General features: G+C 70.8%; 8 protein-coding genes. 3 read left to right on the top strand and 5 right to left on the bottom strand.

The window, feature by feature from the left end; genetic code table 11:
* Positions 1–192: 192 nt before the first annotated feature.
* The 3 genes from AC1Q87_RS18680 to AC1Q87_RS18670 all read right to left on the bottom strand — a co-directional run bounded on the left by AC1Q87_RS18680 (position 193) and on the right by AC1Q87_RS18670 (position 6,193).
* Positions 193–3,525: a glycosyl hydrolase gene (locus AC1Q87_RS18680; RefSeq protein ID WP_492610336.1), complete on the bottom strand. Its 3,333-nt coding sequence runs from the start codon at positions 3,523–3,525 to the stop codon at positions 193–195.
* An 83-nt stretch (positions 3,526–3,608) separates the two neighbouring features.
* Positions 3,609–4,775: an L-lactate dehydrogenase gene (locus tag AC1Q87_RS18675; RefSeq protein ID WP_492610335.1), complete on the bottom strand. Its 1,167-nt coding sequence runs from the start codon at positions 4,773–4,775 to the stop codon at positions 3,609–3,611.
* Entirely contained in the window at positions 4,772–6,193 is a 1,422-nt protein-coding gene (locus AC1Q87_RS18670) for an FGGY-family carbohydrate kinase (protein WP_492610334.1), read from the bottom strand. Before AC1Q87_RS18670 ends, AC1Q87_RS18675 begins: the two co-directional genes overlap by 4 nt.
* A 100-nt stretch (positions 6,194–6,293) precedes the next feature.
* Between AC1Q87_RS18670 and AC1Q87_RS18665 the strand changes: the two genes are divergently transcribed.
* The 3 genes from AC1Q87_RS18665 (at position 6,294) to AC1Q87_RS18655 (ending at position 10,686) form a co-directional block, all read left to right on the top strand.
* Entirely contained in the window at positions 6,294–8,405 is a 2,112-nt protein-coding gene (locus tag AC1Q87_RS18665) for a bifunctional rhamnulose-1-phosphate aldolase/short-chain dehydrogenase (protein WP_492610333.1), read from the top strand.
* Positions 8,406–8,517: 112 nt separating this feature from the next.
* Positions 8,518–9,810, top strand: a complete 1,293-nt coding sequence (gene rhaI / locus AC1Q87_RS18660) for an L-rhamnose catabolism isomerase (RefSeq protein ID WP_492610332.1) — start codon at positions 8,518–8,520, stop codon at positions 9,808–9,810.
* Between the two features lie 93 nt (positions 9,811–9,903).
* Positions 9,904–10,686 carry a DeoR/GlpR family DNA-binding transcription regulator gene (locus tag AC1Q87_RS18655; RefSeq protein WP_492610331.1) on the top strand — a complete coding sequence of 261 codons (783 nt, stop codon included), beginning with the start codon at positions 9,904–9,906 and terminating at the stop codon, positions 10,684–10,686.
* Between the two features lie 33 nt (positions 10,687–10,719).
* On the opposite strand, the gene AC1Q87_RS18650 is transcribed toward AC1Q87_RS18655, so the two are convergent.
* Positions 10,720–11,649, bottom strand: a complete 930-nt coding sequence (locus AC1Q87_RS18650) for an alpha/beta hydrolase (protein ID WP_492610330.1) — start codon at positions 11,647–11,649, stop codon at positions 10,720–10,722.
* Positions 11,650–11,674: 25 nt separating this feature from the next.
* Positions 11,675–13,237 carry a tannase/feruloyl esterase family alpha/beta hydrolase gene (locus tag AC1Q87_RS18645; RefSeq protein WP_492610329.1) on the bottom strand — a complete coding sequence of 521 codons (1,563 nt, stop codon included), beginning with the start codon at positions 13,235–13,237 and terminating at the stop codon, positions 11,675–11,677.

Genomic DNA, 13,237 nt, shown 5'->3' with positions numbered 1-13,237 from the left:
CGCAGCTTTGGGCAAGTTATAACTATTGCGATCATTTTCGATCATTTCGTTTCGTGCCGTCGCTGTCGGACCGCCGCCTGCGAGCCGCCCGCGTCGACCTCGCTACATTCCCTTATACGTAAGGGATCGTGCCGCCCCTCGCGCAGCGGCTGGACGCCCGACCGGGCAGTCCGCCGCCCCGCTTGCTTGTGATCACTTCGCGGTTTCCCGCGAAACCAGCAGCTTCACCGGCCCCAGCAAGCCCGAAGGCAGCAGCGGCGATTGCGCGCCATAGGTCGACATCGGCGCAAAGGTCACCGGCTTGGCGCCCGGCTGCTTGTCGCCGATCAGCCGGTTCGGCCACAGGTTCACGACCCGCACGGCGATCTCGTTACGGCCGGCCCTCAGGGCGTCGGTGACGTCGAGCCGGTAAGGCGCGTGCCAGGCCGTACCGACCGGCTTGCCGTTGACCTCGACAGCGGCCAACTCGTGCACTTGGCCCAGGTCGAGCAGCCAGCGCTCGCCGCGCGCCGGTCCCTCGACCGTCACGCTGGCGCGATAGGTGGCCGAGCCGGAGTAGTAGCGGACTAGCGGATCGCTCGATTCCGCCCACGAGGTCAGCGCCTCGAAGGTCGCCGGCGCCGGCGCGGCCAGCCCCGGCCCGAAGCTTACGCTCCAGGGCCCTTCGACGCTCGCCGCCACCGAGGTCCGCCGATCCGGCGCCTGCCAGGCCTGCTGACGCGTCGATTTGCGGAACACCACGAACAGCGCCTCGTAGGGTTCGAGCCGCAGCGCGACCTTGGTCAGCCCGCCTTCGGCCGCATAGCCAAGCGGCTCGGTGGAGCCGTCGACGGCCCGCCAAATCTCGGGGGCGCGGCCGGCGACCCGGAACGCTGCCGAAACCTGCTCAGCGCGGTCCTTCTGGTTGGAGACGAAATAGATGTCGGCCTCGCGCGTGCGCCGATGCAGCGCCAGCAGTTCAGCGTCGGCCGCGCCCTCGAAGCGGAAGTCCGCAGCGACGCCCTCCCCCGCCAATGCGTCGGCCAAGCTCGGATAGAGCTTGCCCCGCCCGACCTTGCGCCCGGTCGGCGCCAAAGGCGCCGGGCCCCAGATCTCGCCCGCCAGCGTCTCGATCGCTTCGTCCGACGCCGTCAGCCCCAGCCCGCCGAGCGGCCTGGGCCCGACCACCACCGCGCCCGCCATCAGCAGCTCGCCGATCTTGCGCAGCACCGGCTCGGTGTGACGGGTCACGTGATCGGGCAGGTAGAGCACGCGGTAGCTCATGCCGCTCGGCGTCACGATGCGGCCGCCCCGCACCGACAGCAGTTCCAGCAGCGCTTCGCGGTTGACGTAGTCGTAGCGGTGACCGGCCGGCACGTCGGTGTTCAGCCGCCGCCGGAACAGCTCCGAAAGATTGCGATCCTCGCCGTAGAAGTAGGCGACGTCGGCGACATAGTCCCCCTGCTGCAGGAGGTGCGAGGTCCGCGCCAGATAGTCCACCCACGGACCGGCGTCCTCGGCCCAGGTCTCGTTGCGATTGAAGTACTGGCCGAAGATCGCCAACGTCATGCCGGGCTTGGCGTCGACCAGCGGCTGCTGGCGCGAGTCATGGATGATGATGCGGTTGATCCCGCGCGCGAAGATCTCGTCGGCCACCGGCTTGAGCATGCGCGGCGAGAACGACCAGGGATCCGTCCCGGCCGCCACCGTCAGGGATTCGGCCGCGACCAGGCGCTTGCCATAGACGTGGGCGGCCGACGCGGCCTCTTCCAGGTCGGCCTTCAGCGACAGCTGTCCTGGCCCGGAGGCGAAGTCGCGATACCAGTATTCGGCGGTCGGGATGTCGGACCGGCCTTTGATCGCCATGCCGTCGCCGAGGATGCGCGGATTGTCGCCCGACGCCTCGGTATAATAGGTCATCCCGCGCTGGTGCAGCGCCTTGGCCAGGGTCCCGTAGTGGGCGTCGGCCAGCAGTTCCTTCAGCGTCAGCCGCAGATCCCACAGGAACCGGTCGCTGGTCTCGGCGCTGTCGACCACGCGGCCGGCGAGCACCGGCGCATAGGGCAGCGGATCGTAGCCGCGGCGGCGGCGAAACTCTTCGAACAGGGACGGCGTCCAGTTCTGGAAGCCGGCCTCCCAGCTGTCGGTGAGCAGGGTCGAGACGGCGTTCGAACCGACCTTCGATCCCGTCGCCTCGTCATAGAGCCCGAGATAGGCGTCGGCGTAGCGGCGCACCGCCGCCGCATCGAGCTTGTCCACCTCCAGCCCTGTCGCCTCCGGCTCGGCCGGCCCGTTGCTGGCGCCGGTCAGCGACCAGCCGAAGCGCAGAACCGTCCAGCGGCCGGGCGGCGGGGTCCAGTCGAGCTTCCCGTCGGGCGACAGCTTGCCGGTCAGGTCGACGACGTCGGCGCGCCGGACCAACGCGTCCGCGCCCACCGCCGGCGTCGGCCCGGCCGCACCGATGGTGGTGTCGAAGCCGGCCTTGGCCTCGAAGCGGTGAACGCGCCCCGACCGCTCCAGACTGAAGGCTGCGATGTCGAACGCCTTCAGCGGCGGACGCGGTCGGCCAAAGCCCGGCGGCAGCCCGGGCAGCGGCGGGGGCGGATCGATCTCGGTCAGGACGATGCGGAACACGCGGGCCGCGACCGCCTCGAAGGACAGAGTCTGCTGCGGGGCGGGATGGTCCACGCCGGACGTCGCGATGACCACCTCCTCAGCCACCTTGCGGAACGTCGTCCCGTCGTCGCTGGCCAGGACCTCGACGCCCGCGCCGTCCTTCAAGCCGACGGTCAACGCCATCACCTGGGTCGGCGCGGCGTAGCGCGCCTCGATCCAGGCCGATTTCGCCGGCGCCTGGATCGGCAGCTTGATCGCCGCCGACAGGTCCCCGGCCGCCAGCGGCGAGAGGTCGATCGCCCCGGAACTGGCGGCATACGCGACGTCGCCCGCGCTCGCCTCCGAGGCCGGCGTCGGGAACGCCACGACGAAGGCTTCGCCGTAGACGTCGCCCTTCAACTGCCGCGCCCGGCTGGCCTTGGCCATGCCCTGGAACGGGCCTGTCGCGCGCGGCGGCGCGCGCAGCGTCCCGGCGCGCCCGCCCTCCAACTCGGTGACGCTCCAGACGTATTTCTTCATGCCGTCCTGCGGGGCGACGAAGGTCCCCCCGGTCTGGCTCCAGCCCGGCGAACCGGCGATGCCGACCTCCATGCCGGCCGCATGCGCGAACTCGGCGGAATCGCGGAACACCTTGCGCCACACCGGACTCATGAACGGAGCGCGCGGGTCGGCCAGGGCGGGCTCACCGATCAGCTGGCCGGAGAAGGTGTGCACGCCGCCCAGGCCCACGCGCTGCATCCACTCCAGGTCGAGGCGTGCGCCCTCAGCCGTGACATTGCCGGCCAGCCAATGCCACCAGGTCCGCGGCCGCGCGGCCTGCGGCGGGACGCGAAAGCCGGCGAGCAGGTCGCTCGAGCCCGGCGCTGCCGCGGCTGCGGCGGGCGCCAGAGCCAGCGCGGCGCCGGAAGCGATCAGAGAGCGGCGCGTCATTCGAAAGCTGTCGCCATGCATTGTTGTATCCCCTCCCCGTGGGGCGGCCCGGCGACCGCCCAGAACTCGAACAAGCCGCGCACCTAGGCCGCGACGCGATCCCCCGGCGCGCCCGCCAGGATCTCGGCACAGATATCCTCGACTCGCGTGACGCCGGTCAGCGCCATCGCCACCCGCATTTCCGCCTCGATCAATTGCAGGACGTGGCTGACGCCCTTGCCGCCTCCGCCCGCCAGCGCATAGGCCCAGGCCCGGCCCAGCAGCACGCCTTTGGCGCCCAGCGCCACCAGCCGCACCACGTCGAGCCCCGAGCGCACGCCGCCGTCGGCCAGCACTGTCAGCTGATCGCCGACAGCTTCGGCGATCTCCGGCAGCGCCCGCGCCGTCGACAGCGCCCCGTCGAGCTGGCGGCCGCCATGATTGGAGACGATCACGCCGTCCGCGCCCAGGGCCGCGGCGTGGCGGGCGTCGTCCGCATCGAGCACGCCCTTGAGGATCAGCGGCCCCTTCCACGCCTCGCGCACCGCCTCCAGGTCGCGCCAGGTGATGGTCGGATCGAAGTTCTCCCGCATCCAGCGGAAGAAGTCCTCCAGGCCGGTGTCGCGCCCGAGCACCGGCGCGACATTGCCCAGCTGATGCGGGCCGCCCAGCAGCCCGACGTCGAGCGCCCAGGCCGGCCGGCACGCGCCCTGCCATGCGCGCCGCGCGGCGCCCGCCAGCCCCGAGGCCCCGGCCAGGCCGGAGCGATAGTCCCGGTAGCGCGTCCCCGGCACCGGCATGTCGACCGTGAACACCAGCGCGCTGCAGCCGAGCCACGCGGCCTTCTCGAGCATCGCCTGCATGAAGCCCCGGTCGCGGATCATGTAGAGCTGAAACCAGAACGGCTCGCTGACGCCGGCCGCGACCTCGTCGAGGCTGCAGGCCGACACCGTCGAGAGCGTGAACGGCACGCCGGCCGCCTCGGCCGCCCGCGCGGCTTGCACCTCGCCGCGCCGTGCGTTCATGCCGGCCAGACCGATCGGGCCCAGCGCCACCGGCAGGCGCTGCCGGCGTCCGAACAGCGACGTCGAGGTGTCGATCGCCGAGACGTCGCGCAGCACCCGCTGGCGCAGCGCCAGGCCCCGCAGATCGTCGCGATTGGCGCCCAGCGTCACCTCGTCGTAGGCGCCGCCGTCGATGTACTCGAACAGGAACCGCGGCAGCCGCCGCCGGGCGAGCTCACGGTAATCGGAGACCGACGCCGCCTTCACGCCGCCGCCTCGATCCGCGCGGCCTCGCGCTCCCACTCCCGGGCGTAGGCGCCGAGATCGACCTCCAGCGGCTTCACCCGGGTCAGCGACGACAGCGGCTTGCGGCCGGCGTCGAGCAGCCGCAACGCGCCATAGGACACGTCGTGCTCGGCGTTGGAGACATAGATCGCGTCGGCCGGCCGCAATGAGGCCAGCGCCCGCACGAACACCTGCGCCTCGGCGAACCGCCCCTCCACCACGATGCGCTCGCGCGCGTCGATCAGGCTGAGCGAGGCGTGGGCGCTCATCGCCAGATAGAGACAGACGGCGGCCCGCCGCTCGGCCGCGTCGGTCGGCATGGCGATCCAGCGCCCGTGGCCGTTCGGAAACGGACCGACGCCGGGCGTCATGGTCGGCAGCACCTTCGCCCCGGCCCTCACCACCTCCGCCGTCGCCGCGAGCAGCAGCGGCTGGTCGGGCCGGATGTCGATCCGCCGGGTGTCGATGCCCGACAGCAGCTCGACCTCGCGCCCGCCCATGAACCGCGCCGAGGGGATCGGCGCGCCATAAGCGTCGACATTGACCAGGCAGTCGCGGCCTTCGGGCAACGCGCCGATATCGACCGCCGCGCCGGGGGCCGGCGAACGCATGCCGACGAACCAGGTGCCCGTCGAAAGCACGGTCGACTCGTGCTCGGCGATCTCGGAAAAGCCGCGCGCCGCAATCAGCGCGGCGTTGCTATCGTGCAGGCCGACGTGCACCTGGGTGTCCAGCGGCAGACCGGTCCGCTCGGCCCAGGCCGGTCGCAAGGTTCCCAGCACCTCGCCCGCCCGGCGCAGCGGCGCCAGCCGCGAGGCCCAGCCGCGCGCCTGCGCCAAACCGCTCGCCCGACCCTCGAGCGGCCGCCAGAGGTCGCTGTGGCAGCCCAAGCTTGTGACCTCGCTCGCCGCCACGCCGCTGAACACCCAGGCCCAGTACTGCGGCCAGGTGACGATGACCGCGCCCTCGCCCAGCAGGCCCGGATGCAGCGCCTCCATCCACGCCAGCTGCGCGCCGAGATTGAGGCCGTCGGGCAGTCGCGGCGAACCGGTCAGCGCAAATCCGTCGCGCTCCTGCTCGTAGGCCTGCGCGACCGCATGCGGCGGCGTCTCTTCATAGTCGGGCGGCAGGACGGCCAGCTCCCCGCCACGCAGCACCGCGAACCCCGCTCCGTGCCCCACCGGCACGATCCGGGCGATCCGCCCTTGCCGCGCGAACTGCGTGAGCACGGGCGCGGCCCAGGCCTCGATCCCCTCGGCGTCGAGCGCGGCGTAGCGGCCGGCGTCGATCCGCTGGTTGGGCCGCGACTCGCGCGCCAGCACTTCGCCCGACGGCCCCCAGAGGCTGAGCTTCGTCAGCGTCTTGCCCACGTCGAGCACCACGGTCAGCCCCGCCTGCAAACGCTCCTCCCTGAATTCGTTTGATTGATAGTTAGCGAAAATGATCATATAAGACCAGCGAATTAGATCGACGTGCAGCGTCCTCGGGAGGACCCCGTATATGAAGAGTGAAGCCGGCCCGGTGGCCGATCGGGCGCTGGCCCTCCCGTTCGCGGTTCCCGAAAGCCGGTGGGACAATGCTGCCGCGGCGGCGATGTCGCCGGAGGCGCTGCTGCTCTATCGCTCGAATCTGCTGGGGTCCGACCTCACGGTCACCAACTTCGGCGGCGGCAACACCTCGGCCAAGCTCTCGGAGACCGATCCGCTCACCGCCGAGCAGGTCGAGGTCCTGTGGGTGAAGGGATCGGGCGGCGACATCGGCTCCATGAAGCTGGACGGCTTCTCGACCCTCTATCTCGACAAGTTCCGCGCCACCGAGAAGCTCTACCGCGGCGTGGCGTTCGAGGACGAGATGGTGGGCTACCTCCCCCACTGCACCTTCAACCTCAACCCGCGCGCGGCCTCCATCGACACGCCGCTGCACGGCCTGCTGCCGTTCGCGCACATCGATCACGTCCATCCCGACGCGATCATCGCCCTGGCCGCCTCCTCGGGCGGCGAGGCGGCGACGCGCGAGATCTGGGGCGGAGCGATCGGCTGGCTGCCCTGGAAGCGCCCGGGCTTCGAGCTCGGCGTGCAGATCCGCGAATACGTGACGGCCCATCCGGGGTTGCGCGGGGTGATGCTGGCCGGTCATGGGATCATCTGCTGGGGCGAGACGGCCGAGGCCTGCTACCAGAACACGATCGACCTGATCGCCGACGCCGCCAACCACCTGAACGCCCGCATGGCCGGCCGGCCGGCGTTCGGCGGCCAGATCGCCCCGCCGCTGGCCGATCGCGCCGCCGCCGCCGCCCGCCTGATGCCGCGCCTGCGCGCCAACATGCCCGGCGAGCGCTCCAAGGTCGGGCACTTCTCGGACGACGCCGAGGCGCTGGAGTTCGTCGGCTCTGCGCACTTCGAACGGCTGGCGGCCATCGGCACGTCCTGCCCCGACCACTTCCTGCGCACCAAGATCGCGCCGCTGACGCTCGACCCCGCCCGCCTGGAGGACGACGCCTATCTGGCCGAGCGGTTCGCCGCCTATCGCGCCGACTACGGCGCCTACTACGACCGCTGCGCCGGTCCGGCCGATCCGAAGATGCGCGATCCCAACCCGGTTGTGATCCTGGTCCCGGGCCTCGGCCGCTTCACCTTCGCCGCCGACAAGACTACCGCCCGCCTGGCCGGAGAGTTCTACGGCAACGCCATCAACGTGATGCGCGGCGCCGAGGCGATCGGCGACTATATCGGCCTGCCCGAGCAGGAGGCCTTCGCCATCGAGTACTGGGCGCTGGAGGAGGCCAAGCTGCAGCGCATGCCCAAGCCGAAGCCCCTGGTCGGCAAGATCGCCATCGTCACCGGCGGCGCCGGCGGCATCGGCCGCGCCACCGCCGCGCGCCTGCTGGCCGACGGCGCCTGCGTGATGCTGCTCGATCTCCACGCCGAGGCGCTGGACGGCGCCGGGCAGGCCCTGACCCAGGCCTATGGCCGCGACCTCGTGCGCACGGCGGTCTGCGACGTCACCGACGAGACCGCGGTCGCCGCCGCCTTCGAAGCCTGCGCCCGCGAGTTCGGCGGCCTCGACATCCTGGTCGCCAACGCCGGCATCGCCTCCTCGGCGCCGATCGAGGAGACGACCGTCGCGCTCTGGCGCAAGAACTACGACGTGCTGGCGGAAGGCTACTTCCTGACCTCCCGCGCCGCCTTCCCGTTGATGAAGCGGCAGAAGGCCGGCAGCATCGTCTTCATCGGCTCCAAGAACGCCCTGGCCGCCACGCCCAACGCCTCCGCCTACGCCTCGGCCAAGGCCGCCGCGCTGCACCTGGCCCGCTGCCTGGCGCTGGAAGGCGCGCCGGACGGCCTGCGGGTCAATGTGGTCAATCCCGACGCCGTGATCCGCGGCTCGCGGATCTGGGACGGCGACTGGCGCCAGGAGCGCGCCGGCGCCTACGGGGTCGATCCGGGCGAGGAACTCGAGGAGTTCTACAAGAACCGCTCCATGCTCAAGCGCAGCGTCCTGCCCGAGGACATCGCCGAAGCCGTCTCGTTCTTCGCCGGCGAGGCATCGGCCAAGTCCACCGGCAACATTCTCAACGTCGACGCCGGCAACGCGCAGGCGTTCACCCGCTAGGCCAGGAGGAGGTCGAGCCCTCCGTCAGCCTGCCACGGCCGGGGTCGCCGATGCCCTGGGGGCTCCGGCCGTGATCTAATCAAAAAAGACGACAGTACCGGGACGAAACGACATGAGCGGCCTTCCCCTCTCGCAGGACGCGATCGAGAGCCACAACGACGCGCGCCGCATTGCGCTCGAGGATGAGTACGACAGCCTGGGCCGCGCGCTTGCCCGGCGCGGCGTCGATATCGAGGCGATCACCGCCCGCGCGCAGGCGTTCTCCGTCGCCCTGCCGACCTGGGGCGCGGGCCGTGGCGGCACGCGCTTCGCCAAGTTCCCGATCCCGGGCGAACCCACCAACATCCACGAGAAGCTCGAGGACTGCGCCGTCGTCAACCAGCTCAGCCGCGCCACGCCGCGGGTCTCGCCGCACTTCCCCTGGGACTTCGTCGACGACTATGCCGGCCTGCGCCAGGAGGCCGCCGCGCTCGGCCTCGGCTTCGACGCGGTCAACTCCAACACCTTCCAGGACCAGCCCGGCCAGCCGCACTCCTATCGCAACGGCAGCCTGACGGCCCGCGATCCGGCGGTCCGCGCCCAGGCCATCGCCCACAATGTCGAATGCATCGAGATCGGCCGCCAGCTCGGCTCCACCGCCCTGACCGTCTGGCTCGGCGACGGAACCAACTTCCCCGGCCAGCAGGACCTGGGCGCCTCGCTCGACCGCTATCTCGACAGCGCCGCCGCCATCTACGCGGCCCTGCCTGACGACTGGCGCATGCTGCTCGAGCACAAGATGTACGAGCCGGCCTTCTACTCGACCGTGATCCAGGACTGGGGCTCCAGCATCCTGGCCGCCCAGCAGCTCGGCCCAAAGGCCCAGTGCCTGGTCGACCTCGGCCACCACGCCCCGAACGTCAACATCGAGCAGATCGTCGCGCGGATGCACCGGTTCGGAAAGCTCGGCGGCTTCCACTTCAACGACAGCAAGTACGGCGACGACGACCTCGATTCCGGGTCGATCAATCCGCACCAGCTGTTCCTGGTGTTCAACGAGCTGGTGCAGGCCGAACTGAACCCGCGCGACGGCTTCGATCCGGCCTACATGATCGACCAGTCGCACAACGTCACCGACCCGATCGAAAGCATGCTGTCCTCGGCCGAGGCGATCGTCAGCGCCTACGCCAAGGCCCTGCTGGTCGACCGCCCGGCCCTGAGCGCGGCCCAGGAAGCCGACGACGTGATGATGGCTTTCCAGGCCCTGCGCGGCGCCTATCGCACCGACATCACGCCGGTCCTGGCCATGGCCCGCGTCCGGGCCGGCGGCGCCGTCGACGTGCTGGCCGCCTATCGCGACAGCGGCTGGCGCGGGCGCAAGGCGCAGGAACGGCGCGCCGTCGGGCTGGGCGCCGGCATCGTATGAGCATTACGACGCATGATGATTGAAATTGCTTGCTTGTTCGGGACCCGGCGGAAAGAAGTGTCCTTGCCCGTCTGAAGGGGGAGATTCTACCGAATGCACGCCACGGAGCGCGAGCGGCTGATTCTGGAGCTGATGCAGCCGCGAGGCTTTGCGTCCTACCAGGAGTTCATCGCCAACCTCGACGCCTCGCCGGCCACCATTCGGCGCGATCTCGAACGCATGGCCCAGGAAGGCCAGCTCGTGCGCGTACGCGGCGGGGCCAAGTTGCCCAGCCAGCCGGGCGGCGCGGGCGCGGTGCCGATGCTGAGCGGCGTGCCTTTCCATGAGAACATCGCCCATCACCGCAAGGAAAAAGCCGCTATCGGCAAGGCCGCCGCCGCGCTCTGCGCGCCGGGCGAGGCGGTGATGCTCGACGGCGGGTCGACGACCCTGCAGATGTGTCCGCACCTCGAGGGCCTGCACCTGCAGGTGCTGACCAACTCGCTGCACATCGTCGACGCCCTGCTGCCACAGCAGGGGACCCGGGTGCTGGTCCCCGCCGGCTCGGTCTTCCGCGAGCAGAACATCATCCTGTCGGCGGCGGGCGAAGAGAGCATGCCGCGCTTCCATGCGCCGAAGCTGTTCATGGGCGCGGCCGCCGTCGGCCCGCACGGCATCATGCAGGCCGACGTGGTGCTGGTCGCCGCCGAGCGCCGCCTGATCGAGCGCGCCGAGCAGATCGTGCTGCTGGTCGACAGCTCCAAGTTCCGCGGTCCGTCCGGCAACGTGGTCTGCGGCCTGGACGAGATCGACATCGTCGTCACCGACGCCGGCGTCACCGACGACGAGCGCGGCATCGTCGAAAAGGCCGGCGTCCAGCTGATCATCGCCGACTGAGGCGGCCGCCCCCGGCAGGAGGCGGCCTCGGCGTCAGCGCGGCTTCAGAAACCCGGCCGACTCCAGCCACCAGTAGAACTCGTCGATCCAATGGACCGAGCTGTTGTTCTTGGCTTCCAGGCCAAAGCCGTGGCCGCCGGAGTGGAAGACGTGCAGTTCCGGCGACTTGCCGGCCGCCTGCAGTTTCGTGAACAGGTCGATGACAGTGGGCGCCGCCAGCTTGTCGTCCGACGCCACGGCCAGGAACATCGGCGGCGCATCGGCCAGCTTCAGGGGCTCGCCGAACGCGCCGCCATAGATCGGCGCGGCGAAGGCCGGCTTGGCGCCCGCGTCCACCGCTCCGACGGTGACCCGCGCGCCGGCCGAAAAGCCCATGATCCCGATGCGGGCCGGATCGACCTTCCAGTCCTTGGCCCGCGACTTGGCCAGTTCCAGGGCGCGCACGCCGTCGGCGGTGGCGATGTCCGCGCCCTCCAGCGGCCCGGCCCCGGTCGGGCTGGCCCCCAGCTTGGCGAACATCGCCTGCAGCGACTGCAGGAACGCCAGGTCGCCGGCCGGGGTCTCGACGGTCCGGTACTTCAGCACGAAGGCGGCGACGCCGCGCTCGGCCAGCCATTGGGCGACCCAGACGCCTTCTGTGTCGTAGGACAGGAACCGCATGCCGCCGCCCGGCGCGATGATCACGCCGGCGCCGGTCGCCTTGGCCGGGTCGGGCAGAAACACTTCCAGCGTCGGCGAGACGACGTTGCGGGTCAGGCGGCTGCCCTGCCCGGCCATGTGCGGGGTCGTTCGCTCGACCTGCTTCCAGGCCTCCGAGCCCGGGGCCACGCCCGGATAGAGGCGGATGGTCTCGACCGACTTCAGGTCGGCGCCTGAACGCGACGTCGCCGCCTGGGCCGGCCCGCTCGAAAGCAGGATCGCAGCGGCAAGACCCGCGGCGAGCGAGGTCGAAACGGACTTCATGGCGTTTCCTCTCAGGTGCAAAGGTCTACTCCGCCGCAACGCAGCTGAAGTTCGCGGCGTCGTCGGTCGAGCCGGTCCCGTTCCAGCGCGCGCGCTTGGGCCAGGCGCACAGCGGCCGCGATTGCAGCGTCTCGGTCGGCCAGCCGGCCAGGGCCGCGAACATGTTCTCGGGCTTGGTGGCGATCACCCGCTCGGGCGCCGCCCCGCTCTCGAACCAGCGGTCGAGCTCGCTGACCATGTCGAACCGGTTCGGCCCCTCGCCGCCGAAGCAGTGGCCCATGCCCGGCGCCATGAACAGGCGGGCCTGCTCGCCCATCGGCCCGGCCAGCTTCGTCATCGCCCCGTAGTAGGCGATGGTGTTTTCCGGCGGCAGCGCCGCGTCGTTCCAGCCGTGGTACAGGATCAGCTTGCCGCCCTGCTTCAGGAACGGGCGCAGGTCCGGGTTGTCGGAGTCGATGACCGGCCCCATCCGCTTCAGACCCAGCGCGAAGTCGCGATCCAGGTCGAAGCGGTCGAGCGTCCAGGCGCCATCGCGATGCACGAACCAGCGGAAGGTCTCGGTCGCGAAGTTGCGCTGGTTGGCCTTTTCGTTGGTGATCCACGCCGGCCAGTCGCTCGCCTCGCCGCCCGGCGCGAAGCCGGCGGAGATCTGCTTGCCGGCGCGCGTGCCCGGCCCCTGGTAAATCGCCGCCAGCGCCTTCACCTCGTCGCCGCTCAGGCAGTCGGCGCTCTGGCCCGCCTTGCACTCCAGTTCGGCCGGATCGAAGCGGCAGGCGCGCGGATCTTCCAGCAGCCCGTCCTTGACCCCGTCCAGGGCGTCACAGCGGGCCATCACCGCCTTCGTGACCAGCTTCAGCTTGGCCGGCGTGAAATTGACCTTCGGCGGACCGTCCAGCGCCCGCATGTTCCAGGCGAAGCCCGTCATGGCCCGGGTCCAGGGCGCCGCCGGCGCCCCGGCGACGATGCCGTCGTAGTCCTGCGGATAGCGCCAGGCCAGCATCAGCGCGTCACGCCCGCCGTTGGAGCAGCCGTGGAAGTAGGAGCGCTGGGCCTCCTTGGCGTAGTGCGATGCGATCAGCGCCTTGGCGAACACCGCCGTGACGTGGTTGCCGCGATGCGCCCAGTCGATCAGCTTCTCCGGCTGACCGTCGGACCACTTGGCGTCGTCGCTGCTCGGGTGGCCCACGTCGGTCGCGGCTGTCGCATAGCCCTGGGTCGTCAGCGGCGGGAACATGATCGCCGCGGTGTCGAGACCGCCGCTGTAGCCGCCCCCGCCCAAGCCGACGAACTTGCCGTTCCAGGTCTCCGGCAGCCACACCTCGACATTGATCAGCGAGCCGGCCACCGGCGAGATCTGCGCCTTCACCCGGCAGATCGCCGCCGGCAGCGGCGCGATCGGCGCGGCCGCCCAAGCCCCGCTCAGCGAAAGCTTGGCGCCGGCCGCAAGCCGTTCAGCCGAGGTGACGACGCCGCCGCCGACCTTCTGGCCGACCAGGTCTTCGCAACCTGCGGCCTGCGCGTGGGCGAGCGGCCAAAGCGCCGCCGCGGCCCCGAGCGCGCCGGCGCCCAGGCGGATGATCTTATTCAT

The sequence above is a fragment of the Phenylobacterium sp. GW823-FHT02A09 genome, from assembly GCF_058797775.1.
The sequence above is the reverse complement of the archived record's forward strand: the minus strand, read 5'-3'. Positions and strand labels throughout refer to the sequence as shown.

Excerpts from the sequence above, each read along its gene's own strand:
- AC1Q87_RS18680 (WP_492610336.1), bottom strand. The coding sequence starts at position 3,525 with ATGACGCGCCGCTCTCTGATCGCTTCCGGCGCCGCGCTGGCTCTGGCG.
- AC1Q87_RS18665 (WP_492610333.1), top strand. The coding sequence starts at position 6,294 with ATGAAGAGTGAAGCCGGCCCGGTGGCCGATCGGGCGCTGGCCCTCCCG.
- rhaI (WP_492610332.1), top strand. The coding sequence starts at position 8,518 with ATGAGCGGCCTTCCCCTCTCGCAGGACGCGATCGAGAGCCACAACGAC.
- AC1Q87_RS18655 (WP_492610331.1), top strand. The coding sequence starts at position 9,904 with ATGCACGCCACGGAGCGCGAGCGGCTGATTCTGGAGCTGATGCAGCCG.
- AC1Q87_RS18650 (WP_492610330.1), bottom strand. The coding sequence starts at position 11,649 with ATGAAGTCCGTTTCGACCTCGCTCGCCGCGGGTCTTGCCGCTGCGATC.
- AC1Q87_RS18645 (WP_492610329.1), bottom strand. The coding sequence starts at position 13,237 with ATGAATAAGATCATCCGCCTGGGCGCCGGCGCGCTCGGGGCCGCGGCG.